The 26,637-nt window shown below is 67.0% G+C and carries 27 protein-coding genes and 3 tRNA genes; 15 read left to right on the top strand and 15 right to left on the bottom strand.

Features of this window, described 5'->3' with window-relative positions; genetic code table 11:
- Nucleotides 1–34: 34 nt before the first annotated feature.
- Nucleotides 35–1,099: a magnesium transporter CorA family protein gene (locus GS4_RS07565; protein ID WP_007619170.1), complete on the bottom strand. Its 1,065-nt coding sequence runs from the start codon at nucleotides 1,097–1,099 to the stop codon at nucleotides 35–37.
- A 76-nt stretch (nucleotides 1,100–1,175) separates the two neighbouring features.
- On the opposite strand from GS4_RS07565, the gene GS4_RS07560 reads away from it, so the two are divergent.
- Nucleotides 1,176–2,294, top strand: a complete 1,119-nt coding sequence (locus tag GS4_RS07560; RefSeq protein WP_007619168.1) for an acyltransferase family protein — start codon at nucleotides 1,176–1,178, stop codon at nucleotides 2,292–2,294.
- A gap of 83 nt (nucleotides 2,295–2,377) precedes the next feature.
- Nucleotides 2,378–3,598, top strand: a complete 1,221-nt coding sequence (locus GS4_RS07555) for a hypothetical protein (RefSeq protein ID WP_007619167.1) — start codon at nucleotides 2,378–2,380, stop codon at nucleotides 3,596–3,598.
- A gap of 7 nt (nucleotides 3,599–3,605) precedes the next feature.
- Here GS4_RS07555 and GS4_RS07550 read toward each other — a convergent pair whose 3' ends face one another.
- Nucleotides 3,606–4,082 (bottom strand): acyl-CoA thioesterase, encoded by a 477-nt coding sequence (locus tag GS4_RS07550; protein ID WP_007619166.1) that lies wholly within the window; start codon nucleotides 4,080–4,082, stop codon nucleotides 3,606–3,608.
- A 192-nt stretch (nucleotides 4,083–4,274) separates the two neighbouring features.
- Between GS4_RS07550 and GS4_RS07545 the strand changes: the two genes are divergently transcribed.
- Nucleotides 4,275–5,282, top strand: coding sequence for an alpha/beta hydrolase (locus GS4_RS07545; protein ID WP_040509881.1), 1,008 nt, complete (start codon nucleotides 4,275–4,277; stop codon nucleotides 5,280–5,282).
- A 36-nt stretch (nucleotides 5,283–5,318) separates the two neighbouring features.
- Here the strand turns inward: GS4_RS07545 and GS4_RS07540 are convergent, their stop codons facing one another.
- Nucleotides 5,319–6,386 (bottom strand): pyridoxal phosphate-dependent aminotransferase, encoded by a 1,068-nt coding sequence (locus GS4_RS07540; protein WP_040509876.1) that lies wholly within the window; start codon nucleotides 6,384–6,386, stop codon nucleotides 5,319–5,321.
- A gap of 120 nt (nucleotides 6,387–6,506) precedes the next feature.
- Here GS4_RS07540 and GS4_RS07535 point away from each other — a divergent pair.
- From GS4_RS07535 to GS4_RS07515, 5 genes are all read left to right on the top strand, one after another.
- A tRNA-Ser gene (locus GS4_RS07535) sits at nucleotides 6,507–6,595 on the top strand.
- A gap of 69 nt (nucleotides 6,596–6,664) precedes the next feature.
- Nucleotides 6,665–6,740 (top strand) — tRNA-Arg (locus tag GS4_RS07530).
- Between the two features lie 339 nt (nucleotides 6,741–7,079).
- Entirely contained in the window at nucleotides 7,080–7,841 is a 762-nt protein-coding gene (gene aqpZ, locus GS4_RS07525; RefSeq protein ID WP_007619159.1) for an aquaporin Z, read from the top strand.
- Nucleotides 7,842–8,059: 218 nt separating this feature from the next.
- Nucleotides 8,060–8,794: a hypothetical protein gene (locus tag GS4_RS07520; protein ID WP_007619158.1), complete on the top strand. Its 735-nt coding sequence runs from the start codon at nucleotides 8,060–8,062 to the stop codon at nucleotides 8,792–8,794.
- Nucleotides 8,795–8,886: 92 nt separating this feature from the next.
- On the top strand, nucleotides 8,887–9,501 hold the full coding sequence (locus GS4_RS07515; protein WP_007619156.1) for a putative glycolipid-binding domain-containing protein: 615 nt from the start codon (nucleotides 8,887–8,889) through the stop codon (nucleotides 9,499–9,501).
- 16 nt (nucleotides 9,502–9,517) lie between these two features.
- On the opposite strand, the gene GS4_RS07510 is transcribed toward GS4_RS07515, so the two are convergent.
- Nucleotides 9,518–10,072 carry a TetR/AcrR family transcriptional regulator gene (locus GS4_RS07510; protein WP_007619155.1) on the bottom strand — a complete coding sequence of 185 codons (555 nt, stop codon included), beginning with the start codon at nucleotides 10,070–10,072 and terminating at the stop codon, nucleotides 9,518–9,520.
- 91 nt (nucleotides 10,073–10,163) lie between these two features.
- On the opposite strand from GS4_RS07510, the gene GS4_RS07505 reads away from it, so the two are divergent.
- A complete protein-coding gene (locus GS4_RS07505; RefSeq protein WP_040509875.1) occupies nucleotides 10,164–10,658 on the top strand; it encodes a DUF2867 domain-containing protein in 495 nt (164 codons plus the stop codon).
- A gap of 20 nt (nucleotides 10,659–10,678) precedes the next feature.
- Here GS4_RS07505 and GS4_RS07500 read toward each other — a convergent pair whose 3' ends face one another.
- Nucleotides 10,679–11,641 (bottom strand): prephenate dehydrogenase, encoded by a 963-nt coding sequence (locus GS4_RS07500; RefSeq protein ID WP_007619153.1) that lies wholly within the window; start codon nucleotides 11,639–11,641, stop codon nucleotides 10,679–10,681.
- Nucleotides 11,642–11,739: 98 nt separating this feature from the next.
- Between GS4_RS07500 and GS4_RS07495 the strand changes: the two genes are divergently transcribed.
- The 5 genes from GS4_RS07495 (at nucleotide 11,740) to GS4_RS07475 (ending at nucleotide 13,614) form a co-directional block, all read left to right on the top strand.
- Nucleotides 11,740–12,285: a tRNA adenosine deaminase-associated protein gene (locus GS4_RS07495; protein WP_040509874.1), complete on the top strand. Its 546-nt coding sequence runs from the start codon at nucleotides 11,740–11,742 to the stop codon at nucleotides 12,283–12,285.
- A gap of 32 nt (nucleotides 12,286–12,317) precedes the next feature.
- Nucleotides 12,318–12,755 carry a nucleoside deaminase gene (locus GS4_RS07490; RefSeq protein WP_040509880.1) on the top strand — a complete coding sequence of 146 codons (438 nt, stop codon included), beginning with the start codon at nucleotides 12,318–12,320 and terminating at the stop codon, nucleotides 12,753–12,755.
- A gap of 117 nt (nucleotides 12,756–12,872) precedes the next feature.
- Nucleotides 12,873–13,142, top strand: coding sequence for a hypothetical protein (locus GS4_RS07485; RefSeq protein ID WP_007619150.1), 270 nt, complete (start codon nucleotides 12,873–12,875; stop codon nucleotides 13,140–13,142).
- Between the two features lie 106 nt (nucleotides 13,143–13,248).
- The gene (locus GS4_RS07480) at nucleotides 13,249–13,461 is read left to right on the top strand and encodes a CsbD family protein (protein WP_007619148.1); all 213 of its coding nucleotides are present in this window, start codon (nucleotides 13,249–13,251) and stop codon (nucleotides 13,459–13,461) included.
- Between the two features lie 65 nt (nucleotides 13,462–13,526).
- Nucleotides 13,527–13,614 (top strand) — tRNA-Ser (locus tag GS4_RS07475).
- Nucleotides 13,615–13,877: 263 nt separating this feature from the next.
- Here the strand turns inward: GS4_RS07475 and GS4_RS07470 are convergent.
- On the bottom strand, nucleotides 13,878–14,405 hold the full coding sequence (locus tag GS4_RS07470) for an excalibur calcium-binding domain-containing protein (RefSeq protein ID WP_007619147.1): 528 nt from the start codon (nucleotides 14,403–14,405) through the stop codon (nucleotides 13,878–13,880).
- A 95-nt stretch (nucleotides 14,406–14,500) separates the two neighbouring features.
- Complete coding sequence (locus tag GS4_RS07465) at nucleotides 14,501–15,568, bottom strand: glycerophosphodiester phosphodiesterase family protein (RefSeq protein WP_007619146.1); 1,068 nt, start codon at nucleotides 15,566–15,568, stop codon at nucleotides 14,501–14,503.
- 127 nt (nucleotides 15,569–15,695) lie between these two features.
- Here GS4_RS07465 and GS4_RS07460 point away from each other — a divergent pair, with 127 nt between their 5' ends.
- Complete coding sequence (locus GS4_RS07460; protein ID WP_007619145.1) at nucleotides 15,696–16,073, top strand: nuclear transport factor 2 family protein; 378 nt, start codon at nucleotides 15,696–15,698, stop codon at nucleotides 16,071–16,073.
- Between the two features lie 20 nt (nucleotides 16,074–16,093).
- Here GS4_RS07460 and nuoN read toward each other — a convergent pair whose 3' ends face one another.
- The 8 genes from nuoN to GS4_RS07420 all read right to left on the bottom strand — a co-directional run.
- Complete coding sequence (gene nuoN, locus GS4_RS07455; RefSeq protein ID WP_007619144.1) at nucleotides 16,094–17,779, bottom strand: NADH-quinone oxidoreductase subunit NuoN; 1,686 nt, start codon at nucleotides 17,777–17,779, stop codon at nucleotides 16,094–16,096.
- Nucleotides 17,776–19,425 carry an NADH-quinone oxidoreductase subunit M gene (locus GS4_RS07450; protein WP_007619137.1) on the bottom strand — a complete coding sequence of 550 codons (1,650 nt, stop codon included), beginning with the start codon at nucleotides 19,423–19,425 and terminating at the stop codon, nucleotides 17,776–17,778. Before GS4_RS07450 ends, nuoN begins: the two co-directional genes overlap by 4 nt.
- Nucleotides 19,422–21,320 (bottom strand): NADH-quinone oxidoreductase subunit L, encoded by a 1,899-nt coding sequence (gene nuoL, locus GS4_RS07445; RefSeq protein WP_007619135.1) that lies wholly within the window; start codon nucleotides 21,318–21,320, stop codon nucleotides 19,422–19,424. The genes GS4_RS07450 and nuoL overlap by 4 nt, the downstream gene beginning before the upstream one ends.
- Nucleotides 21,321–21,329: 9 nt before the next feature.
- Nucleotides 21,330–21,629, bottom strand: a complete 300-nt coding sequence (gene nuoK / locus GS4_RS07440; RefSeq protein WP_007619129.1) for an NADH-quinone oxidoreductase subunit NuoK — start codon at nucleotides 21,627–21,629, stop codon at nucleotides 21,330–21,332.
- Nucleotides 21,626–22,441, bottom strand: coding sequence for an NADH-quinone oxidoreductase subunit J (locus GS4_RS07435; RefSeq protein ID WP_007619127.1), 816 nt, complete (start codon nucleotides 22,439–22,441; stop codon nucleotides 21,626–21,628). The genes nuoK and GS4_RS07435 overlap by 4 nt, the downstream gene beginning before the upstream one ends.
- Nucleotides 22,438–22,992, bottom strand: coding sequence for an NADH-quinone oxidoreductase subunit NuoI (nuoI, locus tag GS4_RS07430; RefSeq protein ID WP_007619125.1), 555 nt, complete (start codon nucleotides 22,990–22,992; stop codon nucleotides 22,438–22,440). Before nuoI ends, GS4_RS07435 begins: the two co-directional genes overlap by 4 nt.
- On the bottom strand, nucleotides 22,985–24,334 hold the full coding sequence (gene nuoH, locus GS4_RS07425) for an NADH-quinone oxidoreductase subunit NuoH (RefSeq protein WP_007619123.1): 1,350 nt from the start codon (nucleotides 24,332–24,334) through the stop codon (nucleotides 22,985–22,987). Before nuoH ends, nuoI begins: the two co-directional genes overlap by 8 nt.
- Nucleotides 24,331–26,637: NADH-quinone oxidoreductase subunit G (locus GS4_RS07420; protein WP_007619121.1), on the bottom strand; the 2,307-nt coding region annotated here is incomplete at its 5' end. The genes nuoH and GS4_RS07420, both read right to left, overlap by 4 nt.

Raw genomic sequence — 26,637 nt, 5'->3', positions numbered from 1 at the left:
GATCCGCACACCTCTTTCGTAGTGGAGGGTGTCGTCAGAGCCAGTCTTTGCGGCGGAACTGCAGGTACAGGAGCGCCACGATGCCGACTATCAGCGCCGAACTGATGACGAATCCCCACCATTGATCGATGCCGGGGTAGGGCACGTTCTGCCCGTAGAAGCCGGTGATCGCGGTCGGGACGGCGATGATCGCGGCCCACCCGGTCAGCTTCTTCATCACGGTGTTCAGTCGCGCATCGACCATCGACAGGTTGGTCTCGAACACCGTCGTGATCATGTCCCGCAACGATTCCGTCCACTCGGCGGCGCGGAGCGCGTGGTCGTAGAGGTCGGAGAAATGTGGGTCGAGGTCGCTGGGGGCCTTGTTCTCCAGACGTCGACGCTGGATCGCCGCGATGACGTCGCGCATCGGCAGGATGATCCGGCGCAGCGACACCAGATCTTTGCGGACGCGATATGTCTGATGCTCCAATCGCTTCCCCGAGATGCTCTCGTCGAAGAGCAGTCCCTCGATGTCTTCGATGGCGTCGTCGAGAGCCTGCACCGCCTCGAAGTGTCCGTCGACGATCACGTCCAGCAACCCGTGCACCAGGGCGCCGACTCCGTTTCCGACACTGCCGATCTCGTCCCACCGGTCCACCACCTGGCCGATGTCGAAACCGTCGTCCAAACGGATGGTGACCATGACGTTGCCGCGCACGAACACCGACACCCGATGGATGTCGAACATCGACGTGTTGCGCCGGTACAGGTCCTCGACCGACGTCGTCGCAGGCACCGTCGCCGCACGGGCCTCGGCACACAGGCTGACCGCGTAGACCGTCAGGAAGGTGTGGCGCGCGTACGCGACAGTCTTCACCCGCTCCGACTCCGCCACGGCGTCCTCGACCGCGAACGGATCGAGTTCGAGCTCGTCGGCGAGCGCGGCAAGGGTCTCGTGGGTGGGCCGCAGGATGTCGGCCCAGACCAACGTGCCGTCGACGTCCAGATGCTCGGAGATGGTCGTCAGCTCGAATCCGTCGACCGGTTCGCCGTGTTCCCAGACCTGCCCGCGTACGTGTTCACGGGCATCCGAACGGGCACGGGTCGCTTCGGTCATCTCCTCATCGTGCCACCGCCGACCACGATGACCGGCTCGTCCGAAGCACGCGGCACGCAACTGGCAGGATCGCGGCATGTCCACGCGGATCGACTCTCTGACCGGCATCCGGGCCGTCGCAGCGCTGATCGTCTGCCTGACGCATGCCGCGTTCTGGACCGGCGGATACACCGACGACTACGTCGGGCGCCTGTTCTCACGATTCGAGATCGGTGTGGCGATCTTCTTCGTCTTGTCCGGGTTCCTCTTGTTCCGACCATGGGTCCGCGCCGCCGTCGACGACTCCACGCCGCCGTCGGTGCAGACCTACGCCTGGCATCGGGCACGGCGAATCCTGCCGGCCTACTGGCTCACGGTGCTGGCGGTCTACGCGCTGTTCACCGTCTACGCCCCACCCGACGCCGCACCGACGGGCACAGGATGGTCGGGACTCGTGCGCAACCTCACGCTGACCCAGGTCTACGGCGTGGGCCACCTTCATTCCGGGCTCACCCAGATGTGGAGCCTCGCCGCGGAGGTCGTCTTCTATCTGCTTCTGCCGGTCATCGCATGGGTGTTGATCCGAGTCGTCTGTGGTGGCAGATGGCGGCCCGACGTCCTGATCGTCGGCCTGCTCGCGGTCATGTGCATCTCGCCGATCTGGGCGTTGGCGGTGGTCGGCAACACCGGCGCCGACCTCACCGCGCGACTGTGGGCACCCGCGTTCCTGTGGTGGTTCGTCGCCGGGATGGTGCTCGCTGTGGTCGCTCGACTGATCCGACGTTGGCCTGCGACACCGTCGTTCGCCGTGGCGGTGGCGGCATTCGCGTTGTCGGCCACCGGCATCGCCGGTGAACCGACCATCACCCCGACCACCGCATCGGCGACCATCGTCAAACACCTGCTCTATCTGGTGATCGCTGTCGGCCTGATCGGACCGCTGATCGTCAGCGACCAGTCGTCGTGGTGGGCTCGGCTCTGCGGTAGCCGACCGATGGTCTGGCTCGGCGAGATCTCCTACGAGTTCTTCCTCGTCCACGTCGTGGTCCTCGAGGTCGCTGTCGACGTCCTGGGCTACGGGGTGTTCCAGGGTTCGATGATCGTCACGTTCGTGGTCACCACCGTCGCCAGCGTCCCGATCGCGTGGGTGTTGCACCGCGCGACGGCGCCGCTGTGGCGGATTCGCCGACCGGGGCACGTCGTGGCCGGTCGGTAGCATGGACGGACAACCCCGCTACCGGCACGGCGGCCGAGCAGCGGGTTCCGAGACGGCGGGTCCGAGAGACGAGGCGGTAGACGATGGTCGAGCAACCGCAGGTGACGACCGCGCAGATCCGGGACTGGTGCGATCGTTCCCGCGTTCCCGGTGACCGGCCCGAGCTCACCGACACCGCCTCGCTGCTCATCGCTGCCGGATACCTGACGCCCGCCGGCCGCGCGATCGTCGTGCGCCGTGCGTCGACGAACCGCCCGCTGCCGGCGATCGACGGTGGTTTCGGCGAGCTACGCCGACTGCAACGCGTGATCGCCCAGACCGAACACCAGCTCGCCGGCCCGATGGTCCCCGGAGTGGTGGCCGCGGTGCTGCGCAACCGGCTCAACGGTGCCAACCGACGCCGCGAAGACCTCCGCAAGCAGGTGGTGAACCCCAAGGGCGTCTTCGCAGGCGGCACGCGGGCCATCCGACGCGAGCGTCGGGAGAACGTCTATCTCGAGATCGACGAGCGCGAGCGCCTGTTCGCCGGGTTGACCTGTACGCCGACGCCCAACGTCAACTCGTCGAGTCCGATGCGCCGGGCCGGTACCGTGGCGATGGACCGACTGGCCGGAGTCGTCGGTCAGGTCGCCGCGAAGTCGGGGAGCCCGCAGGCCGAGCAATGGGCCAACCAATTGCTCGGCGTGGGACGCGAAGCCGCGCCACTCGCTGGGGCGACCGCGCCCGGCAACGCGAGCTTCGTCGACGGCTACGAGACGGTGCTGTTCATCGCGGGGCATTACTACGACCGCGTCGTCGGGAATCCGGCGTGGCGGTCCGACCATTTCGCCGCCCAGCGGACGCAGGTCAACCTGCAGGCGGAGCTCGCCGAGATCGCGGCCGACGTCATCGCGCTCCGTGCAGTGCGGATCGATCTCGACCGTTCCAAACGGGACGCCGGATTCGATGCGGCGTTCGCCGAGCAGATCGACCAGCGTGAGACCACGCTGCGGCCGGTGTGGACGGAGTTGCTCGATCGAGTGCAGGCGCTGGTCGAGGTCGCGCACGTGGTCGAGTCCGCGGCGATCGAGTTGCGCATCCTCGCCGAGTACGACAAGGCCGCGACCATCGACGACCGCATCGACCAGCTGATCGCGCGATCGGGCGATCGAGAGATCTCGGCCGACAACTCGCGCCGGCTGACCGAGCAGGTGCGCAGTGGCGAAGAGCAGCTGCGCATCTATCGGGATGTTCTGCAGGGCAACATCGCCCGACTCTCGCCCGCGGTGCCGCGGGAACTACCGGCGCGCTACGAGCCGTCCTGAACGCGGGTCACCGCGTCCGCGACCACTGTCGGAGCAAGACCTTCTCGTGATCGGTGAGGCGTCGCAGGGTGTGTGCCTCGATGTCGACCACCGCCATCTGTGTGCGCGCCACACACGCGGGCTTGCTGTCCGGCGCGGCCTGGGCCGATCGGATCTCATAGCCGATGGTGAAGTCGACCGAGCGATTGCCGACGATCCACATCCCGACGTGCAGCGGGGAGTCGTCATGACGCAGCTGCGACTGGTAGCGGATGTCGACGTGCACGATCATCGCGCTCTTGATCAGTGGCGCGTACTCCTCGCCTGCCGACAGCAACCACTGGATCCGCGCCTCCTCCATGAGCGTCACCATGCGTGCGTGGTTGATGTGACCGAATGCATCCATGTCGGACCAGCGCACGACGACATGGGCGTCGAATGCGAACCCACCGTCGGGGAGGCCATCGTCGGTGGTCGAGGGCGTTTCGGGGCTGGATTCGGACACGGTCGGCCACCTCCGGTCGTTGTGGAATCGTGACGCGCTCGGTGCCCAGCCGTCCACTGCGGGCTTTCGCAGCGCTATTACCGGCCAGTAGTCTGTCATCGGAGGGGTCGACTCCATCCGCGGGGGGCTGCAGATCAGACGACCATCCGGCGATCCGGCTGGACCGAGGTCGTCGTGGATGCGGCGTTGCGAATGCTAGGGAGTGAACACGTGTCGAGGCGTCTGAGGGTTGTGGGTGCGGTGCTTGCCGCGTCGGCTCTGGTGGGTGCCGTGACGGCGCCATCCGTCGACGCCGCCCCACGGAAGAACGTCGCCGAGATCTCGTCCAGCAAGACGCTCGGACCGCTGCGCACCGACATCTGGGTGAATTCCCCGGCCATGGGTGAGCGCGTCAAGTTGTCGGTGCTGACCCCGCAGTACTCGTCCGGCCCGCGGTCGACGGTCTACCTGCTGGACGGCGCGGGCGCCGACGGTGACGTCAGCGACTGGATCACCAAGGGCAGCGCCGGGCGCTTCTTCGCCAACAAGAACGTGAACGTGGTGCTGCCGACCGGCGGCAAGGGCTCCTTCTACACCGACTGGACCCGCCGCGACCCCAAGCTCGGCAAGCCGATGTGGGAGACGTTCCTGGCCAAGGAACTCCCGCCGCTCATCGACAAGAGGTTCAACGGCACCGGGCGGAACGCGGTCATCGGTCTGTCGATGGGCGGACAGGCGGCATTCGCGCTCGCCATGCGTCATCCGTCGCTGTACACCGGCCTGGCTTCCCTCAGTGGTTGCCCGCCGGTTTCGGGGCCGGTCAACGAGGCTTATGTCCGGACCACCGTCGGTCGCGACGGCGGCGACGCCACCAACATGTGGGGACCGTTCGGCAGTGCCGGCTGGAAGGCCCATGACCCGAGCCTGCATCTGGACAAGCTCCGCGGAAAGAACATCTTCTTGGCCGCGGGCTCGGGTGCGGTCGGTCCGCTCGATCTGCAGCGTCGCATCGAGCCCAAGGAGGGCCCGCGCGATGTGGTCACCGCATCATCGTCGGCACTCGAGTTGGGCGCGTACCGGTGCTCACTCGAGTTCGCAGTGACCCTGCGGGCGAACAATGTGCCCTACTCCGACGGCTTCCGCCTCATCGGCACCCACACCTGGGCGTACTGGGAGCGTGACCTGCCGGTGCTCTGGCCGGTCATCTCGCGCGGTCTCTGACCGCCGTTCACTAGCGCGGTCTCTGCCCCGCGGTCCCTAGAGGTTCTGCTGGGACCAGCGCTCGGCGAAGGCCAGGAAGACGTCGTTCTCGGCGGGGTTGGTCACGGTCACGCGCACGCCGTCACCGGCGAACGGTCGGATCACCACACCCGCCTCGGTGCTGAGGGCGGCGAAGTCGGTGGCGCGCTCGCCCAGGGCCAACCACACGAAGTTCGCCTGCGAGTCGGGCACCGGGTAGCCGAGTTGCCGGAGTCGGGCGGTCACCCGTCCTCGTTCTTCGACGACGGCGTCGGTCCTGGCCAGCAATTCGTCGGTCGCCGACAGACTCGCGAGGGCAGCACGCTGCGCGATGGTGGACACCGAGAACGGCACGTGCACCTTGTTCAGGGCCTCGATCACCTGGGGGTCGCCGACCGCGTAGCCCACCCGCAGACCGGCGAGCCCGTAGGCCTTGGAGAAGGTCCGCAGGATGACGAGGTTGCGGAATTCACGCCGGAGTTCCAGAGCGTCGTAGGCCTGCTCCGGGGACGGCCGGAAGTATTCGAAGTAGGCCTCGTCGAGCGCTACCACGATGTGCGGCGGCACCGAACGAAGGAACGCGCGGAGATCGTCGGCGGTGACGACGGTCCCGGTCGGGTTGTTGGCATTGCAGATGAAGATCAGTCGGGTGCGGTCGGTGATGGTCTGTGCCATGGCGCGGAGGTCGTAGGTGTGGTCGACCGTCAGCGGGACCATCACAGGTGTAGCGCCGGCAACGCGCGTCGCGAGTGGGTAGGTCTCGAACGACCGCCACCCGAAGAGCACCTCGTCACCGGGGCCACTGGTGACGGTGATCAGGTTCTGGCAGAGGATGACCGAGCCGCAGCCGACCTGGATCTCGTCCTCGGTGACCCGCAGCTTCTTGGCGAGTGCGGCGGTGAGGTCCACCATTCCGTTGTCGGGGTAGCGGTTCACGCCGATGGCGGCCTCGGTGATCGCCGACAGCACGCTGGGCAACGGACCCTCGGAGACCTCGTTGCTGGCGAGCTTCACCGCACCGGGAAACGTCTTCCCGGGCACGTAGACGGGCAGGTCGTCGAGGTCGGGACGGATTCGCAAGGCCACGTCGACCAATGTAGGCGGACCCGTCGTCGGCGGCGCGGGGACCCCGCTGACGGGCTGGTTTGCCTCGCTCGGTCGGGGGTGTGTAACCTTTCGTTTCGGCAGTTCGAAAGGACTCCGTCAGGAGGCGTGCCAGAGCGGCCGAATGGGACTCACTGCTAATGAGTTGTCTCGCTAAAACGGGACCGGAGGTTCAAATCCTCTCGCCTCCGCCGAACCGCAGTCGCGCCGACTGTGGACAGGTCTGCTGTCTCCGACAGCGGGGGAACAACTGAAGACTCGCGCCCGTAGCTCAACGGATAGAGCATCTGACTACGGATCAGAAGGTTTGGGGTTCGAATCCCTACGGGCGCACCACGACCCCCCTCCATCTGCGAACAGCGGTGGAGGGGGGTTCGTCTTTGTCGGGGTGTCTTCGCCGGCGTCGCAACTCCAAAGTGCCTATGGGCGAGTGGTTTCGGCGTGTTACATGGATCCGATCAACGAAGCACACAGAAACAACACCGGCCGGCCGGCCGGCCGCTCAGACTCCAGGAATCCGATGATTCGGTGTGGTTTCGGAGCATCGGTGATCTGAGCTGCGCGTAGTACATCTCGGGGCCGACGCTTCGACATTTCCTTGTGTTCACCGACATCGGCGATTCAGTGGGCTAAAGTCCTGCGCAGGTGGGGACCCTGTCACAGGAAAGGCACGGTATGGCCGCATCATCGCCCGTCGCCAAACTCGGCGCGGAACTTTTCGGCACTTTCTGGCTGGTGTTCGGTGGCTGTGGTTCCGCGATCTTCGCGGCAAAGCAGATCGCCGAAGCCGAGGACGGTCGAAACGCATTCCAGCTCGGTATCGGATTCCTCGGTGTCTCGCTGGCATTCGGACTCACCGTCGTGACGATGGCCTATGCCGTCGGCCACGTCTCGGGCGGACATTTCAACCCGGCGGTCAGCCTCGGTGCGGCCGTCAGCGGCCGACTGCCGTGGAAGGAACTCCCCGGCTACTGGATCTCGCAGGTCGTCGGTGGTCTGCTCGCCGGCCTCCTCCTGCTGCTGATCGCCAAGGGCAAACCAGGTTTCACGGCCGAGGGCAACATGGCCGCCAACGGCTACGGCGATCATTCGCCCGGCAATTACTCGTTGGTGGCGGTGCTCATCGCCGAGATCCTCCTGACGGCGTTCTTCCTGATCGTCATCCTGGGTGCCACCGACGGACGCGCCCCGAAGGGATTCGCCCCGCTCGCAATCGGACTCAGCCTGACGCTGATCCACCTGATCTCCATCCCGATCAGCAACACGTCGGTGAACCCGGCCCGTTCGACCGCCGTCGCGTTCTTCAACGGGAACGGCGCACCCGGCCAGCTCTGGCTGTTCTGGCTGGCACCGTTGATCGGTGGTCTGCTCGGTGGCCTCCTCTATCCGCTCATGTTCGAGGACGGGAAGCTGAAGTTCGGCAAGGCGACCGCCTGACCCGGATTCGCACACCCGGATTCTGTACATCCGGACGCGGCGACTTCACCCGACACCCGTGCCCGCATCGGCGGACGCGGGTGTCGGTCTTTCTGCACAGGTGTGTATCTGCCGACCGCCTGGTGGCCGCGTACGCGCCGCACTCGTAGGGTCGAGGGACGACCCCGGACTCCGGTCAGGAGCCCAGGGATCGATCGGCGAGGTGGAGGAGGCGCAGGATGACCCGACCGGAGGACCCGGAACGGCAGCCACTCGGCGACCTCTACCGTCGACCGCTCTCAGGTGGTCTCTATCCGCCGCTGGGCCACGGCCCCGACGGCACGCCACTGTTCGTGCCCGGCCAACCGCTGCGTTCCGAACGTCCACCGACACCGCCGCCGAGCGACGACGGTGCCGGACCGGAGACGGTCGACTCGCCGGACCGTGCGCGTCGACCGTTCGCCGGGCTGGCGGTCGCCGTCGTGCTACTCGTCGTCGCGGTACTCGTGGCCGTCGCCGGGGCGTCGTGGCTCCGGCCCGACCCGACACCGGACGACTCGGCCCTCCCGACGATCACCGAACTTCCTGAGGTCCCGACCTATCCGACTGCACCTCGGACCCGCACGCCTGACACCGACCAACCGGGCGCCCGACAGCCTGGACTCGTCCCGCCCGGCGGCACCGACGACCCGACAGCTCCCCGCATCGACGCGACCGGCAAGTCGATCGTCTACGAGACAACCGTCAGCGGAACCGCCACGCTGCTCTACATCGATGACGGCGGACTACAGACCGTCATCAGCGCGCCGCCCACCTGGACCATCGCGTTCACGGGTTCCACCATGCCGCTCCGGCTGCTGGTCATCGCGGGTGACGGTACCGCCAGCTGCACCATCAAGGTCGACGGGAAGGTTGTGGTCACCGACCGCGTGGGGGAGACGACTGCTGCGCGCACCGCGTCCTGCACCGCATGACGCGACCCATGATGTGAGTCACGGTCGGCCGGTCGCAGTCGGGTCCGGCCGGAGATTGTGTGCTGAGCACGGCGGATCGCTACCGTGTACCCGTGAGTCCTTCCGATACGGCAGCCCAGGACCCAGCCCAGGAGTCCGCGCCCGAGTACAAGACCCTGATCACCTGGCGTGGTGAGGGCACCGACCGCCTCGAGCAGGTACGGGTGCACGTCAGCGGCGAGCGCATCAAGGCCTATGGCCGCATCATCGCCGCCGCCGACGGCGAGCAGGAAGCGTTCTCGGCATCGTATGAGCTGGTCACCAACGATCTCGGTGTCACAAAGCGCCTCTCGGTGCACCTGGTGCGCGAGAGTGGCGAGACGCAGATCGGCATCCTGCGCGACGGTGAGCACAACTGGCTGATCCAGACCTCCGAGGGCACCATCCGCGAGGACTTCAGCGAGGCCCAGGACGTCGACCTCGCTTTGTCGCCACTGTTCAACGCATTGCCGATCCGTCGGCGCCGGATCGCTGAGGCCGCCGGTGCGGTCGAGGTCCCGGTCGCCTACCTCTACCTGCCCAGCAGTCGGGTAGAAGCCGCGACGCTGACCTATACCCCGAACTCCTCGGGTGGTATCGACGTGGTGTCGCCAGTGGCGAACTCCACCATCACGATCGACGACAACGGCTTCGTGGTCGACTACACCGACCTCGCACATCGCGTCTGACCGGAATCGCGTCTGATCAGCCCTCTCCGACCACCAGCCGACGAACCGTCGCCATGACCTCATCGCGCGTGTGACGGGGGTGCTCGGCGCGGAGCAGGCCGTTGCCGATCGCCACGCAGAACGCGATGAGGCACCAGGCTTCCAGCTCGTCCTCCGAGCGCGAGTCGTCGGCCAGGGCAGTCCGCAGCAAGCCCATTCGACGCTCGTCGACATGACGCAACCGGCGTGCCACCTCATCGTCCCGGCGGGCCCACTCCCGGACGGCCAGGTCCACGGGTAGCAGGTCGTCGGCGAAGGTCAGTTGCCCGGCGAGCACCGCCTGTTCGCGCAGGTCACCGCCCGTCCGCTCGATCGCTGCCAGGACGTCGTCGACGCTGTCGCGTTCCCACCGGTCGAGCGCAGCGTCCAGGAGCGCACCACGGTCGTCGAAGTACCCGTAGAAGCCACCCTTCGTGACGCCGAGCCGACGCGCCAACGCCTCGATGCGGACAGCGTCGGGTCCGCCTTCGGCCAGCGCCGACAACGCCTCGTCCACCCATCGGTCACGGGGCGTGCGTGCATTCCTGGGCATGGGTTCTCCTCGATCTCCGATCTATACGCTGCCGTACAAATCGGGTAGTGTCGCGCTCTATACGCAACCGTATATCGACCCGAAGGTGACCATGTCCCGGACCGAGAACCCTGAGCGCGGCGAGATCCTCGGTGCCGTAGGCGTCGATGCTGCAGGCGTCGACGTCCGCAACCGATCCTCGTTGGATGCCGACTACATCGACCATTACGAACTCACCACCCCGATCGGGGCGGCGCCGCAGGACTACGCCCGCGCGATGTTCGGCGACGTGCCGACCCCCGGCGAGCGGTTCATCTGGACCGGGCTGCTACACATCACTCTGAGCCGCGGTACGAGTCCGGACACCATCGCCGGCTGGCGGCTCGCCGAGGAGACCGCGGACTGGGTGCGGATGGAAGCTCGATCTTGGTTCCTCACAGCACATCTCGTGGTGCGCGCCGTCGGTGACCGACTGTCGCTCACCACCTACATCCGGTACGACCGAATCGTCGGACGCCTCGCTTGGACGACGCTCTCGGGCGTGCACCGGTCGCTGGTACCGGGACTTCTCCGTGATGCGGCCCGGCGGGTGGCACAGCGGGCCTGAGCGTGTGACAGGTTGCGTTGTCAGCCCATCCAGACCTTGCCCTGGTGTGCCTGGCGGCGCAGCTCTTCCTGCCAGCCGTCGGCGCCGACGGTCACCCCGGTGATCGCCGACGGTTCGGCCCCGGCGACCTCGTCGTAGGCCAGACGGGCCCGATGGCCGTCGTCGGTCAACACCTCGACGGTGCCGTGGTCGCGGAGTTCGTCGCGTGCGGCGGTCAGTCGGTCGATGGCCTCGCTGAGCACGTTCAGGAGTGCGACACCGTTCGCCTCGAGCATTGCCCGCTGCAGCGCGGGAGCGGTACCGGCGACGCGGGTACCGTCGCGAAAGCTACCGGCTGCCAGCCGAAGTGCCAGGCCACTCTCGCCCGCGCCGACGGCTGCCGTCACGTCCGCGGTGAGGTGCGGGAGGTGGGAGATCGCGGCCACGGCGCGATCGTGTGCGTCATCGGCGGCGGGCACGACCAGCGAGCCGACGGACAGCGCGAGGGTGGCGATGGTGTGCCAGGTGTCGGCATCGGCGTCGTCGCCGGTCGAGACCATCCACATCGCACCCCGGAACAGGTCGGGATCGGTCGCCGACCAGCCCGATCGGCTGGTGCCCGCCATCGGGTGGCCGCCCACGTAGCGCGCTGTCGGGTGATGGCGGGCCACCGCCCGCGTCACCGCCTCCTTGACGCTGACGACATCGGTCAGCCGGCAGTCGGGTGCGAGTTCGGCGATCCGCGGCAGCAGGTCGTCGAGGGTGGTGGCCGGTGTCGCCACCACGATCAGCGCATCTCCCGCGGCGGCCCACCCCAGGGTCTCCTCCAGGTCTGTCGAGGCCGTGTACCCGGCTGCGACCGCGGCATCCGCTCCGGCCTCAGAACGGTTGTAGCCGTACACCTCCCGACCCGAGTCGGCGACGGCGCGCAGCAGCGATCCGCCGATCAGTCCCAATCCGAGCACGCAGATCGGTGGCAACGAAGCGTCCGTGGTCACCACCACACAGTGGCACACCACGTGGTCAGGACGGTCGCTGACACCGTGACGGCCTGTGGGGCGGGACTTGGGGGTGCGGCGAGATAACGACTACGGTGACCTGCATGGCTGGTGCCGGCGCTGGGAGCTCGGGTGGTTCGAACACGCAGGACGTGAGTGAGGACATCGACGGGTTCGCCGTGGCCGTCGTCCGCGAGGAAGCGGCCTGGAAGGTGACGGCGCTGAAGGCGAGCGCGCTCACCGACCTCGCCGATGCCGAGCGGCAACTCCGTGACCTGCGCGCCGCCGGAGCCGTGTTCGGCCTCCTCGACGTCGACGACGAGTTCTTCATCGTGCTGCGTCCGGCGCCGGGCGGTGCCCGACTGCTGGTCTCCGACGCCACCGCGGCAATCGACTACGACGTAGCCGCCGACGTCCTCGACGCCCTCGACATCGACGTCCCCGACATCGACTCCGACGACCTCGACGACGTCGACCCGTGGGAAGAAGGTGACCTCGCGGTGCTCGCCGACCTCGGATTGCCCGACGCGGTCATGAGCGTGATCGTCGGGGACACCGACCTCTACGCCGATGAGCAGTTGGGCATGATCGCCGCCCGCCTCGGCTTCGCCGACGAACTCGCCAAGGTGCTGGACTCCCTGGGGCACTGACCGTCGTGGAGCAGCTCGTCCGCTGGGAATCCATGATGCGATCGGCGCTCGATGCCGCTCGCGCCTCGGGCTCGGACGACATCCCCATCGGTGCGGTGGTGTTCGACCCGGACGGGGTGGAACTCGCCCGCGCTTCGAACCGCCGCGAAGCCGACGCGGACCCGACCGCACATGCCGAGGTCCTCGCTCTCCGCGCCGCGGCCGCGGCCTTCGGCGACGGGTGGCGTCTACCCGGTTGCACGCTCGCGGTGACCGTCGAGCCGTGCACGATGTGCGCCGGCGCGGTCACCCTGTCCAGGATGGATGCGCTGGTCTTCGGTGCGTGGGAGCCCAAGACGGGCGCGGTCGGCTCACTCTGGGATGTCGTGCGCGACCCACGGCTGGCCCATCGACCACAAGTGCGTGGTGGCGTCCTCGAGGACGAGTGTCGGGAACTCATGCTCGACTTCTTCCGGCCTCGCCGCTCGTGATCGATCCGTGATCGCAGGCAACAGCTCGATGACGAGTCGTCGAGCAGGTGGCCAGCTGCACGGCATCGTGGCAGATTGGAGGGGTCGACGCATGCCCGGCCCACCCGAGGAGGATCGATGGCCGAACCCAACGACAAGGTGAACGACGCGGTCGACGCCGTGCGCGAGAAGATCAACGACATCGCGTCCAACGACAAGGTCCAGGACGCTGTCGGGACCGCACGCCAGAAGATCTCCGACATCGCGTCGAACGAGAAGGTCCAGGACGCGGTCGACACCGCGAAGGACAAGATCAACGAGTTCGCCGAGAGCGACACCGTGCAAGGTGCCCTCGCCACGGCGAAGGACAAGCTCGGTGGTCTGAAAGACAAGTTCACCAACCGCTGACCGACGGTTCATCTCACTCGAAGCATCAAATGCCGATGTTTCGGGTACTCGGTCATGGCTGACGACGGCAACCGGCCGTCGCTCTCGCGTATAGGGAGGAAATCACATGGGAATCGCTGACGACGCACAGAACAAGGCAGAAGAGCTGAAGGGCCGCGGCAAGGAAGCCGCGGGAAGCATCAGCAACGACGACGAGCTCAAGGCCGAGGGCCAGGGCGACCAGGCCGTCGCCCAGGGCAAGCAGAAGGTCACCGAGGCCGCCGACAAGGTCAAGGGCGCCGTCGACAGCATCAAGGACAAGGTCACCGGCAAGGACTGATCTTGCTCAGGCCGCTCTGACCAGCCAATTTCGGTGGCTGTAGCGACTGCGGTACAGTCTTCCGCGGTGGCGTGTCCGAGCGGCCGAAGGTGCAGCACTCGAAATGCTGTGTGCGGTAACCCCGTACCGAGGGTTCAAATCCCTCCGCCACCGCAGCGAACAACCCCCTACCGATCCGGTAGGGGGTTGTCCTGTTTCTGGGGGTCGCCCGGCTCGGATCTGGCCCGGAGCTGTGGGGTCGGCGGAGAAATGACACCTGAGCGCGGCCAGCTGCGCAGAGTGCACAGTCAGCCCCGATGAGGTGTCAAAAATCCGGGAAGTGGCCGGCTGCGGGCCCAGTAGGGTTCAAACCCCTTCCGCCACTTCAGCGAACAACTCCTACCGATCCGGTAGGGGTTGTTCCGTTTCAGGGGGGCTCACTCGCAGGCCACGCCGTCACCGTCTCGATCGAGCTTTGCGCGATAGCCGGGCTGTCCGGCGTACAGCGGCGCATCGCCTGCCGCGCGAGCCTCCGAGCAATTCGAGTAGTAGCTCGAGGGCGAGGAATCCGTAGTCGGCGGAGTGTACGGCGTGGTGGTGGGCGGCGTGTAGTCGGGTGCCTCGACAGCAGTTGTCCGGTCTGGGACGAGTCCACGACGTACAGTCGCGCCGGTATCCGCCGTCTGGCCTGCCGTTTCGACCGTTGTGGTCTGTGTGGCGGTCTCTGTGATCGTCGCAAAATCGGTGACCGTGGTGGTCGATGCAGTCGCCGGATCGGCACCGGAACTGCTCATTCCGGTGCCAACCGCGCACGATGCGATCATCAAGAACACGGCCGCTATGCCGCCGAGAACCCATTTTGCAATGCTGTTCTTGGCCGGAGTCGGTGCCGCGGCCGGGGGTGGAGTGTATGCCATCGTCAGTGCCTTCACTTGCAGGTCGAGACCTGTATTCGTCGCGATCACACACGTGGCTGGATGTGCTCGCTATCACGTCGATCCGGGGATAGATCGACAGACGAGGGTGAAGGGTTACAGAACAGTCGGGAGCAGAGCCCGCCTCAGCGAATCGGCGCGGGCAGCGGCATGCCGCGATCGCGCATGACTGCACGCAGGCGGGTCGGGTAGTCGGTGATGATGCCGTCGACGCCGGCCTCGATTTGCGCGTTCATGGTCGCCGGATCGTTGACGGTCCACGGGATCACCTTCAGACCGAGGCGATGGGCACGGTCGACGAAGGCGCGGTCGGCGATCAGGCGGAAGCCGGGATCGGACGTGGTCTGACCGTAGGGCACCGAGTAGCCGGGCGAGAGCACGGTGGCCACCTGCCGGGCGCCGGCGATGACGTCACCCTTCACCCCCGCGTAGCTGACCGGTCCCAACCACCGCGAACCCGGCTTCCAGGTGGTCTCGTCCCAGAGCGCGACACGGGGCAGGTCGGGAGCCAACTGCGCCGCGATCGGGAGCGTCCGCCAGTCGAAGCTCTGGATGGTCGCCCGGATCGGGGCCCCCTGCGCGGCTGCGGCGGCGCGGATGGTCGCGACGATCACGCCGACGTACTCCTCCGGGCTGGCCGACTGAGACCGCTTCTCTGCCTCGATCTTGGTCTCGATGTTGTAGCCGATCGACCGCGCACCGAGTCGACGCGTCAGATCGAACAGGTCACGCAGCCGTGCGATCCGGTTGTCGACGATCGGCTGGGCATCGGGGAAGTCGGCCAACTTCTTGTCGCAGCGCAGCGTGGAGATCTGCGCGTACGAGAGGTCATGGACGACCTTGCCGACATACGGGAACTGACGATCACCGGGTGTCACCGGTCGGGTGTCGCGGCACTTGTCGGCCTGGATGGTGGCGTCGTGCCAGACGATGGGGGTCAGGTCTCGTGTCAGCACGATGTCCAACTCGAGCGTGCTCACACCGAGGCGCAGCGATCGCTCGAATCCGGCCAACGACTCCTCGGTGTGCTCCCCCCGACCGCCGCGGTGGGACTGCAGATCGAATGCACCGCGCGCCGGCGCGGCGCCGGGGGCGGTCGGTGCGGCGGAGGCCGGGACAGCGGTCAGGGTGGCGGCCGCGAGGGCTGCGAGCAGGACACCGACCAATTGTCGGCGACGCGAGGTGCGGATCATCTCTCGAACCTAGAAGAGCCTGGCCTACAGAGCAATTCACGTCGGCACGCGACACCGTACGTTCAGCTGTACCTCACCATTCGGCCATCTGGCGGCGTGCGCGCGTGACGCGGGCTAGGTTCAGGGCATGACAGCGGAGCGACTCCGGGCGATGTTCGATCAGATGGTGGTCCGCAAGGACCCGGATGCGATCGAGACCTTCTATCACCCGGATTTCCTGATGCATTCCGACGGAGTGGAACAGGGGTACGAGGCGTTCGCCGCGAGTCACCGTGCCGTCTACGACACAGCGATCTCCTATGCCGTCGCCTACGACGACGACGCCTGGGTCGAGGCGGCCGACAAGGTGGCCGCCCGCGTCTGGATCACGACATCGCGGCCCGGCGAGGAACCGACCCGGATCGAGGTGGTCCTGATCGCCGCCTATGTCGACGATCGGATTCATCGGGTGTGGGAGACGACGTTCCCGAGCTGGCGGAATGTCGCCGCCTTCGAGAACTACTGAACCCCTGACCGCCGGCCGGCCTAACCGAGGAACTGTGCGGCGTGCTCCGCCAGATCGAGCACAGGCTGCGGGAAGACACCGAGTGCGATGGTGACCACCGTGCACACCGCGATCCCCGAGGTCGTCAGGATGCTCGGCTTCACCACCTCCGGCGCATCGGCGGGGGAGTCGGCGAAGAACATCGCCACGATGACCCGGATGTAGAAGTATGCGGCGATGGCGCTGCTGATCACTCCGATCACCACCAGAATCGAACCGCCTGCTCCGGCCGATGCCGAGAACACCGCGAACTTCGCGATGAAGCCGCTCGTCAGTGGGATACCCGCAAAGGCCAGCAAGAACATCGAGAACATCGCACCGACCAACGGGTTCCGCCGACCCAGCCCGGCCCACTGTGACAACTCCGTGGCCTCGCGGCCAGAGAGATGCGGACCGCTCGATGCGCTCCCGGCCGTGCGCTCCCGGACCACGGCGATCGTCGCGAACGCGCCGAAGGTCGAGAACGCATACGCCGTCAGATAGAAGAGCGTCGCGCCGAGGCCCCCTTGGTCGAAGGCGATGACCCCCAACAAGATGAAGCCCGCATGGGTGATCGACGAGTACGCCAGCATGCGTTTGATGTCGGTTTGGGTCACGGCCATGATCGCGCCGATCAGCATGGTCGCGATCGCAACCACCCAGCCGACCGGCTGCCACTCCGCGTGCAGTCCACCGAATGCCACGTAGAAGACCCGCAGCAGGGCCCCGAAGGCGGCGATCTTGGTGGCTGCGGCCATGAATGCCGTCACCGGGGTCGGCGCGCCCTGGTACACGTCCGGAATCCACGAGTGGAAGGGCACCGCACCGATCTTGAACAACAAGCCCACCGCGAGCAGACCCAGGCCGATCACCGCGAAGGTGCGGTCGTCGGATGCGCGGATTGCCCGATCGATCTCACCCAGGCCGAGGGTCCCGGTGCCCCCATAGACGAACGCTGCACCGAAGAGGAAGAAGGCCGACGAGAAGGCCCCGAGCAGGAAGTACTTGAGCGAGGCCTCCTGCGACAGCAGTCGCCGACGTCGGGCCAGACCGCAGAGCAGGTAGAGAGGCAACGAGAAGACCTCGAGTGCGATGAACATCGTCAGTAGGTCGCCACACGCCGGGAACAACATCATCCCGCCCACGGCCAGCATCGTCAGCGGGAACACCTCGGTGGTGACCGCGCCTGCGCGGGTCGCCTCGAGTTCGGCGTCGGTGTTGGGTACGGATGCTCCCGACGGCGTGAACATGTCGGCGGCAACCGAATCCGACGGCACCGACGATCCGGCCGCGACGCGCTGCGCCACGGTGGACGGCGAGACCACACGCTCGAGCCGACGCTCGCCCATGAAGGCGACGGCGAGGATCGACACCAGCAAGAGCACTCCCTGCAGGAACACCGCGGGACGATCGATCACCACGGCACCGGAGATCGTGACCGCACCTTGCCCGCCGTCGGCGAAGCGGCCCGCCGCGACGATGACGACCGCCACGAAGGCGGCGACCAGCCCACCCAACGCCAACACGAGGTGGGTGCGATAACGCACCGACCTGGGTGCGAACGCCTCGACCAGCACTCCCACCACCCCGACGGCGAACACGATCACCATCGGCGAGAGTGCACCGTAAGCGATGCTGGGGGCGTCGATCGTGGCGAGTCCCGCCGCGGTCACCGTCGCAGTCGTCATCGTCCACCGCCATTCGCCTGTACCGCTGGGTTCGGATCCTGCGTGTCCGTCGTCGTCATCGTGTGTGTCACAGCCGGTTCGACGATGTCGATGATCGGCTTGGGGTAGATCCCGAACACCAACAACAGTGCGAGGAGCGGTGCGATGACCACCATCTCCCGCCGACGAAGATCGGGTATCCGACGGGTCGCGGCGCCGGGGCCCTCCGGGCGCGCCTGGCCGCCCATCATCCGCTGATACGTCCACAGGATGTAGATCGCCGAGAGGACCAGTGCGCTCGTCGCGATGATCGCCGCGATCGGGTAGCGCGTGTATGTGCCGATCAGCACCAGGAACTCACTGATGAACGGCGCGAGCCCGGGGAGCGAGAGTGTGGCGAGACCGGCGACCAAGAACGTCCCGGCGAGTACGGGGGCCACCTTCTGGACTCCGCCGTAGTCGGCGATGAGGCGGCTACCACGCCGCGAGACCAGGAATCCGGCGACCAGGAACAGTGCGGCCGTGGAGATCCCGTGGTTGACCATGTACAACGTCGCGCCCGTCTGTGCCTGCGTGGTGAAGGCGAACACACCCAGGATGATGAACCCGAAGTGAGAGATCGAGGTGTAGGCGATCAACCGCATCACATCGGTCTGACCGATCGCCAGTACCGCGCCGTAGACGATGCCGACGACGGCGAGCGCTGCGATCAACGGAGCGAAGTACTTCGACGCATCGGGAAAGATCTGCAGGCAGTACCGCAGCATCGCGAAGGTCCCCACCTTGTCGACCACCGCCATCATCAACACCGCGGTCGACGGTGTCGAGGCCACCGCTGCGCCGGGGAGCCAGGAGTGGAAGGGCCACAGCGGGGCTTTCACCGCGAAGGCGAAGAGGAAACCGAGGAACAGGAGCTTCAGCACGCCGGAGCTCGCGTCCAGCTCGCCCGCCGAGGCGGCGTCGACAACGGTACGCAGGCTGAACGTCCCACCACCATCGACGCCGAGGTCGCTCCGTGCGGTCACCACGTACAGCCCGACCACGGCGGCGAGCATGATGAGGCCGCCGAAGAGGTTGTAGAGCAGGAACTTCACCGCAGCGGATGCACGGTCGCGCGTGCCTTCTGAACCTGGCCCGCTCGCTCCGCTCCCGGCGCCGTCGCCGAAGGCACCGATGAGGAAGTACATCGGGATCAGCATTGCCTCGAAGAAGATGTAGAACAGCAGGATGTCGAGGGCGACAAAGCTCATCAGGACCATGGCCTCGACGGCCAGGGTCAACGCGACGTAGGTGTGCGGCGACCGCGCGCGGCGGCCGGGACCGGTGTCGTCGGCCGACTCCGGACGATCCGCGTCGTTCCATCCGGCCACCACGAGCAACGGTACGAGAGCGGCGGTCAGCACCACCAGCACGAGCCCGATCCCGTCCAGTCCCAGCGAATACCGGGTACCGAAGGACGGGATCCAGCTCACGTCCTCGACGAACTGGTAGCGAGCCCCATCGGGATCGAAGGCCACCGCGAGCCCCAGGGCGACGACGAGCGTCGCCAGCGTCACCCCCGCACCCAGCCACTTGGCCGCTGTGGCCCGATCAGCGGGAATCGCGAGTGTCGCAACAGATCCGAGTGCGGGGAGCACCCAGAGTACGGTCAGCCAGCTGATGCTCATCGCAGCCCCACCACCATCACCACGGCCACCAACAAAGTTGCACCGCCGAAGATGGACAATGCGTAGGAGCGCACATAGCCGTTCTGCCAGCGCCGTATTCGGCCCGACAGTGCCGTCACGGTGGTCCCGACTCCGCGGGTCACCCCGTCCACGCCGTCATCCTCGACCGCCACGAGTGCGCGGGTGGCGTGCTGGCCCGGGCGCATCAGGAGCGCCTCGTTGGCGGCATCGCCGTAGAGATCCGCGCGCGCGGCCGTCGTCAGGGCGGTGACATCGGTCGGAGCTGTCGACGACACCGGCTCTCGTGCGTACATCTGCCACGCGACCGCGACGCCGACCGCGACGACCGCGAGAATGATGACGGTCATCGACCAGGTCGGTATCGCCAACTCCGAATGATGGGTGCCCACCACCGGTTCCAGCCAGTGCTCCAGGGTGCCCCCGACGGCCAGGAGGGCGCCCGAGGCCACCGACCCGATCGCGATCAGGACCATCGGGCCCGTCATCGACGATCCCGACTCATGCGGATGTGCGTCCGCCGACCAGCGTCGCTCACCGAAGAACGTCATCAACATGACCCGCGTCATGTAGAAGGCGGTGATCCCGGCACCGAGAAGCGCGGCGCCGCCGAGTACCAGCCCCTTGGCGCCGCCCGCGCCGAACGCGACCTCGATGATGTGGTCCTTGGAGTAGAACCCCGCGAACGGTGGGACACCGATGATGGCCAGGTAGCCGACACCGAACGTGGCGAACGTGATCGGCATGACGGTGCGCAGGCCGCCGAACCGGCGCATGTCGGTCTCGTCACCCATCCCGTGCATCACCGACCCTGCGCCGAGGAACAGCCCGGCCTTGAAGAAGCCGTGGGTGAGCAGGTGCATGATCGCGAACGCGTAGCCCGCGGGCCCGAGTCCGGCGGCGAGGACCATGTAGCCGATCTGGCTCATCGTCGATGCCGCGAGCGCCTTCTTGATGTCGTCCTTGGCGCAGCCGATGATCGCGCCGAACAGCAACGTGACCGCACCGACGGTCACCACCCCGATCTGAGCGATGGGTGCGAGGTCGAAGATCACCGCCGACCGTGCGATCAGGTACACACCTGCGGTGACCATGGTGGCCGCGTGGATCAGCGCCGACACCGGCGTCGGGCCCTCCATCGCGTCGCCGAGCCAGCTCTGCAGCGGCACCTGCGCGGACTTGCCGCAGGCCGCGAGCAGCAGCATGAACCCGAGAGCGGTCATCGTCGCCTCACCCGCGGCACCGGCCCCGGCGAAGACGGTTTGGAACGCCACCGAGCCGAAGGTGGCGAACATGATCATCAGCGCGACGGCCAGGCCGATGTCACCGACCCGGTTCACGACGAAAGCCTTCTTGGCCGCAGTCGCCGCAGACGGCTTGTACTGCCAGAACCCGATCAGCAGGTATGAGGCGAGACCCACGCCCTCCCAGCCGACGTAGAGCCCGAGATAGTTGTCGGCAAGGACCAGCAGCAGCATCGCTGCCAAGAAGAGGTTGAGATAGGCGAAGAACCGTCTGCGATCGGGATCGTCGGCCATGTAGCCGATCGAGTAGATGTGGATCAGCGACCCGACGCCGGTGATGAGCAGGACGAAGCACATCGACAGCTGATCGAGGGAGAGGCCGAAGTCGATCTGCAACGCGCCGACGGGAATCCAACTGAACAACACGTCGCCGACCGCCCGCGACTCGGCGGGCCTGTCCACCATCCCGATGAACATCGCGGCGCAGACCACGAACGATCCGATCGCGAGAGCGGTCGCCAGGAGATGCCCCCAGGGGTCGGTGCGTCGACCGCCGAGGAGCAGTACCGCGGCTCCGGCCAGTGGTAACGCGAGCACCAGCCAGAGCAGGTTCTCTGTGATCTCGGCGTTCACCCGACCTCCCTACCGTCGCAACAGATCCGCGTCATCGACCGAGGCCGAGCGTCGGGCACGGAAGATGGTCATGATGATCGCCAGGCCGACCACCACCTCGGCGGCTGCGACGACCATCGTGAAGAACGCGATCACCTGACCGTCCAGCGAGTGGTTCATGCGGGCGAAGGTGACGAACGCGAGGTTCGCGGCGTTGAGCATCAGCTCGATGCACATGAACACCACGATCGCGTTGCGCCGCAACAGCACCCCTGCGGCGCCGATGGTGAACAGCAGCGCCGACAGATAGAGGTAGTTCTCCGGGTTCATCGGGGACCGCCGTTCTCACGCAGCTCGACGTCCGGTCGGCTGTGGCCGGGCCGCGCGGTGAGGGTCGCGTTGACCGACAGCGTCGACGGCGAACCGTCGGGCAGCAGCGCCGGGACGTCGACGGCATTGTGGCGGGCGAACACTCCCGGACTCGGCAGCGGCGTCATGTCGACGCCGCGGCGGAACCGCTCCTCGGCGATCTCCCGCTGGCTGCGTCGCGGGCCGAAGCGTTCCCGATGCGCCAGGACCATCGCACCGAGGGTCGCCGCGATGAGCAGCGCGCCGGTCAACTCGAAGGCCCACAGGTACTTGACGAAGATCAGGATCGCGATGGCTTCGACGTTGCCGTTGGTCCCCTCGAGCATCGTGCTGCTCAGCGCTCCTCGGCCGTTCGCGGTGCCGCCGACCGCGCCGGGTGTTCCCGCGATGGCCAGCGATGCGTTCGCGATGCCTGCGATCAGCAGGACGCCGAATCCGAGGCCGAGACCGATGGCGACATACCGTTGTCCGCGCAGGGTCTCGACCAGGGAGTCCGACGAGTCGACGCCGATCAGCATCAGCACGAACAGGAACAGCATCATCACCGCACCGGTGTAGACGACGACCTGAACCACGCCGAGGAACAGCGCGCCTTGCGCGACGTAGAAAACAGCGAGCACGATCATGGTGGTGGCCAGGAAGATCGCCGAGTAGACCGCCTTGGTGGCGAACACGACCCCGAGCGCGCCGAGTACCGCCACGGTGCCGAGCACCCAGAACTGCACGGCCTCCGCCGTACTGGTGCTGGCTGCAGCGGCGATCGCGGCATTCATGACACGTCGCCGGGGATCGTCGATGCCCCTCGTTCCACCGAGCCGTCGGCAGACACCTCACCGCGGTAGTAGTTCTCATCGGTCGCGCCGGGGGCCATGTCGTGTGGTGGTGCGGTCATCTCCGGGGCGAGCGGCGCGAGTAGGCGATCCTTCTCGTAGATCAGGTCGGCCCGGTTGTCGTCGGCGAGTTCGTAGTCGTTGGTCATGGTCAGTGCGCGGGTCGGACACGCCTCGATGCAGAGTCCGCAACCGATACAGCGGAGGTAGTTGATCTGATAGACCCGTCCGTACCGCTCGCCGGGGGAGTAGCGCTCGTCGTCGGTGTTGTCGGCACCCTCGACGAAGATCGCGTCAGCCGGGCACGCCCACGCACACAGCTCGCAACCGATGCACTTCTCGAGACCGTCGGGGTGGCGGTTCAGTTGGTGGCGACCGTGATACCGCGGCGCGGTCGGGGTCTTCTCCTCGGGGTACGACTCGGTGATCGGCTCGGCGAACATCGATCCGAAGGTCACCTTGAATCCGGCGAGCGGCTTGAAGAGGTCAGGCATCGGTCGTCTCCTTCGTCGGCGCGGGGGCCGCTGGACTCGCTCCGTCTGGTTGGTCGCCGGCGCGCTGCCCGGGCATCGGCGGCACCGGGAACCCGCCAGCCATCGGGTCGATGACGTCGAGGGGTGGCGCGGTGTAGGGATTCTCGTCACGAGAACGGTTGCGGTCGGGTGGTGTCGGCAGCCGCATCAGCCACCAGATGGCGACGACGATCAGCGCCGTGACCACCAGACCCGCCGCCGCCGACACCAGCGTGCGCGCGGTGTCGTCGTCGGCACCGAAGATCGCACGGATGACCCCGACGACCAGAATCCACAGCAGCGATATCGGGATCAGGACCTTCCAGCCCAGATTCATGAACTGGTCGTACCGCAAGCGCGGCAACGTGGTCCGCAACCAGATGAAGACGAACAGGAACGCCCAGACCTTGAGGGTGAACCAGAGGACCGGCCACCATCCTTGATTCGCGCCGTCCCACAGACTGATCGGCCAGGGCGCCTGCCATCCACCGAGGAAGAGGGTGGTCGCCAGCGCCGACACGGTGACCATGTTGATGTACTCGGCCAGCATGAACATCGCGAACTTCAGCGACGAGTACTCGGTGTGGAAGCCGCCGACCAGTTCGCCCTCGGCCTCGGGCAGGTCGAATGGCGCCCGGTTGGTCTCGCCGACCATCGAGATCACGTAGATGACGAATGACGGCAGCAAGACCAGCAGGTACCAGTGATGCTGCTGTCCGGCGACGATCCCGGATGTCGACATCGTCGACGAGTCGAGGAAGACCGCAGCGAATGCCAGGCCCATGGCGATCTCGTAGGAGATCACCTGCGCGGTAGAACGCAGACCGCCGAGGAGCGGATAGGTCGAGCCGGACGACCAGCCGGCGAGCACGATGCCGTACACGCCGATCGATGCCATCGCGAGCACGTAGAGGACGCCGACGGGCAGGTCGGTGAGTTGGAGCGGGGTCTGGTGCCCGAACACCGACACCATCGGACCGAACGGGATGACGGCGAACGCGAGCACGGCGGGCACCACCGCGATGATCGGCGCCAACAGGTAGATCACCTTGTCGACTCCGCTGGGCGTGATGCCCTCCTTCAGCGCGAGCTTCACGCCGTCGGCCAGGCTCTGCAGTATGCCGTGCGGACCCACACGATTCGGACCGATACGGGTCTGCATCCGCGCCATGATCTTGCGTTCCAGGAGGATCGCGACGAGTGGGTTGAGCACGAGGAAGACGAAGACCGCCAGCGCCTTCGCGAGGATCAGCCACCACGGATCGCGCCCGAAGTCGAGCAGATCGGGGAAGCCGGCGGCCGTGCTGGTCGTAGCGGTGCTCATCGCTGCGCCACCTCGATCGTCACGAGCGCGCCGGGATGCACGCCCAACTGTCGGAGGACGGACGAGCCCGGGGAGTTGAGGGGCAGCCACACCACGCGATCCGGCATCGCCGTCACCGACAGGGGGAGTTCGACGTCCCCGACGTGGGTGCGAACGCGAACGAGGGATTCGTCTGCCGCGCCGATCTCGGCCGCGGTGGTCGGCGACAGTCGCACGACCGGGCGACGCGCCGTGGCCGCCAGATGCGGCTCACCGTCCTGCCCGCGGCCGGAGTCGAGGAGCATCCGCCAGCCGGCCAGGATCGCCTGTCCGGCAGCGGGAGCCAGCCGATCGGGATCGAACTCGACAAATGTGGCAGGCGCCGCCGTGGCACGCGGGCCGGACCACGCCCCGATCTCGGCGATCTCGCGATGGATGTCGTCGGCTGAGTCGCACCGCAGGTCGATGCCCAGCTGACGTGCCAGAGCACCGAGGACACGATGGTCCGACAGGTGACCCGTGTCGCGGAGCGCGACGTCGAACGGCCTCGCCCGGCCCTCCCAGTCGACGAACGTCCCGGCTTTCTCGGTGGCCGCCGCAACCGGCAGGACGACGTCGGCGTGGTCGGTCACCCGACTCCGTCGCATCTCGAGGCTGACGACGAATCCGGCTGCGACAAGCGCAGCCTCGGCATGATCGGGATCGGAGAGGTCGTCGAGATCGACACCTGCGACGACTGCGGCGGTGAGTTGTCCGGCGGCGAGCGCGTCGACGATGGCGTCTCCGTCCCGGCCGCGCCCCGCCGGGAGATCCGGGACGCGCCACGCCCGCGCGATCTCGGCTCGCGCATCCGAATCGGCCACCGGACGACCACCCGGGAGCAGGCTCGGCAGCGCGCCGACGTCGAGGCTTCCGCGGTCACCTGCTCGTCGCGGAACCCAGGCGATGTGGGCGCCGGTCCGGGATGCGAGGTCGATGACGGCGGACAGTGTTCCCGGGGCGAAGGTCGCACGTTCGCCGACCACGATGACCGAACCGGGTTCCGTGAGCAGGTCGCCGGTGGTCGCCGCCGCGAGGATCGAGGGCTGCTCACTGGGGACGCAGGGCAGTAGGGTCGCCGACAGCTTCTCGGCGCCCGCGCTCAGGAACGGTGCGATGGTGTGGACGCGCGTCGCCGACGAGCGGACAGCTCGGCGCAACCGCAGGAAGACGATCGGCGACTCCTCTTCCGGCTCGATGTCGACCAGCAGGACCGATGGAGCTGCGGTGAGTTCGGCGTATGTCACGTCCCCGCGGCGCGCGGCGATCGTTGACGCCAGGAAGTCCTCCTCCTCCGCCGAGTGCACGCGGGCTCGGAAGTCGATGTCGTTGGTGTGCAGCACCATCCGCGCGAACTTCACGTAGGCGTAGGCGTCCTCCGCGGTGAGGCGACCGCCGGTGAGCACCCCGGCACGTCCCCGGGCGTCGGTGAGACCGGCCGCCGCCGCCGAGAGCGCCTGAGCCCATGAAACCTGACGGAACTCACCGTCGGTTCCACGGACCAATGGGGCGGTGATCCGATCAGGCTGCGTCGCATAGGCGAACGCCCAGCGGCCCTTGTCGCAGTTCCACTCCTCGTTGACCACGGGATCTTCGCCGGCGAGCCGCCGCAGTACCTTTCCGCGCCGGTGATCGGTCCGCTGGGCACATCCGCTCGCGCAGTGCTCGCACACGCTCGGGGTGGACACCAGATCGAAGGGGCGGGCGCGGAACCGGTACGCAGTGCTGGTCAGTGCCCCGACCGGACAGATCTGCACCGTGTTGCCGGAGAAGTACGACTCGAAGGGCTCGTCGTCGTAGATGCTGACCTGTTGCAGCGCACCGCGGTCCGCGAGATCGATCAGCGGATCGCCGGCGACCTGTGCCGAGAAACGCGTACAGCGTGCGCACAATACACACCGTTCACGGTCGAGCAGGACTTCCGACGACAGCGGGACCGGCTTGGTGAAGGTCCGCTTGACTCCGGTGAAACGCGATTCTGCACGACCAGCGGACATCGCCTGGTTCTGCAACGGGCATTCGCCGCCCTTGTCGCAGACCGGGCAGTCGAGCGGGTGATTGATCAGCAGCAACTCCATGACCCCGCGCTGGGCCGACTCGGCGATCTCCGAACTGCGCTGGGTGTGCACCACCATGCCGTCGGTGACCACGGTGGTGCACGACGCCATCGGCTTGCGCAGCCCCTCGACCTCGACGAGACACTGACGGCAGGCGCCGATCGGATCGAGCAGCGGATGATCGCAGAACCGGGGGATGGTCACACCGATCTGCTCGGCGGCCCGGAT

The organism is Gordonia soli NBRC 108243 (assembly GCF_000334455.1).
Lineage (GTDB): Bacteria > Actinomycetota > Actinomycetes > Mycobacteriales > Mycobacteriaceae > Gordonia > Gordonia soli.
Note: the sequence above shows the minus strand (reverse complement) of the source record. Positions and strands in the feature narration are given on the sequence as shown.

Coding starts and splice junctions, on each gene's coding strand:
- GS4_RS07565 (WP_007619170.1), bottom strand. CDS start 1,099: ATGACCGAAGCGACCCGTGCCCGTTCGGATGCCCGTGAACACGTACGC.
- GS4_RS07560 (WP_007619168.1), top strand. CDS start 1,176: ATGTCCACGCGGATCGACTCTCTGACCGGCATCCGGGCCGTCGCAGCG.
- GS4_RS07555 (WP_007619167.1), top strand. CDS start 2,378: ATGGTCGAGCAACCGCAGGTGACGACCGCGCAGATCCGGGACTGGTGC.
- GS4_RS07545 (WP_040509881.1), top strand. CDS start 4,275: ATGCTAGGGAGTGAACACGTGTCGAGGCGTCTGAGGGTTGTGGGTGCG.
- aqpZ (WP_007619159.1), top strand. CDS start 7,080: ATGGCCGCATCATCGCCCGTCGCCAAACTCGGCGCGGAACTTTTCGGC.
- GS4_RS07520 (WP_007619158.1), top strand. CDS start 8,060: ATGACCCGACCGGAGGACCCGGAACGGCAGCCACTCGGCGACCTCTAC.
- GS4_RS07510 (WP_007619155.1), bottom strand. CDS start 10,072: ATGCCCAGGAATGCACGCACGCCCCGTGACCGATGGGTGGACGAGGCG.
- GS4_RS07505 (WP_040509875.1), top strand. CDS start 10,164: ATGTCCCGGACCGAGAACCCTGAGCGCGGCGAGATCCTCGGTGCCGTA.
- GS4_RS07495 (WP_040509874.1), top strand. CDS start 11,740: ATGGCTGGTGCCGGCGCTGGGAGCTCGGGTGGTTCGAACACGCAGGAC.
- GS4_RS07490 (WP_040509880.1), top strand. CDS start 12,318: ATGATGCGATCGGCGCTCGATGCCGCTCGCGCCTCGGGCTCGGACGAC.
- GS4_RS07485 (WP_007619150.1), top strand. CDS start 12,873: ATGGCCGAACCCAACGACAAGGTGAACGACGCGGTCGACGCCGTGCGC.
- GS4_RS07480 (WP_007619148.1), top strand. CDS start 13,249: ATGGGAATCGCTGACGACGCACAGAACAAGGCAGAAGAGCTGAAGGGC.
- GS4_RS07465 (WP_007619146.1), bottom strand. CDS start 15,568: ATGATCCGCACCTCGCGTCGCCGACAATTGGTCGGTGTCCTGCTCGCA.
- GS4_RS07460 (WP_007619145.1), top strand. CDS start 15,696: ATGACAGCGGAGCGACTCCGGGCGATGTTCGATCAGATGGTGGTCCGC.
- nuoN (WP_007619144.1), bottom strand. CDS start 17,779: ATGACGACTGCGACGGTGACCGCGGCGGGACTCGCCACGATCGACGCC.
- GS4_RS07450 (WP_007619137.1), bottom strand. CDS start 19,425: ATGAGCATCAGCTGGCTGACCGTACTCTGGGTGCTCCCCGCACTCGGA.
- nuoK (WP_007619129.1), bottom strand. CDS start 21,629: ATGAACCCGGAGAACTACCTCTATCTGTCGGCGCTGCTGTTCACCATC.
- GS4_RS07435 (WP_007619127.1), bottom strand. CDS start 22,441: ATGAATGCCGCGATCGCCGCTGCAGCCAGCACCAGTACGGCGGAGGCC.
- nuoI (WP_007619125.1), bottom strand. CDS start 22,992: ATGCCTGACCTCTTCAAGCCGCTCGCCGGATTCAAGGTGACCTTCGGA.
- nuoH (WP_007619123.1), bottom strand. CDS start 24,334: ATGAGCACCGCTACGACCAGCACGGCCGCCGGCTTCCCCGATCTGCTC.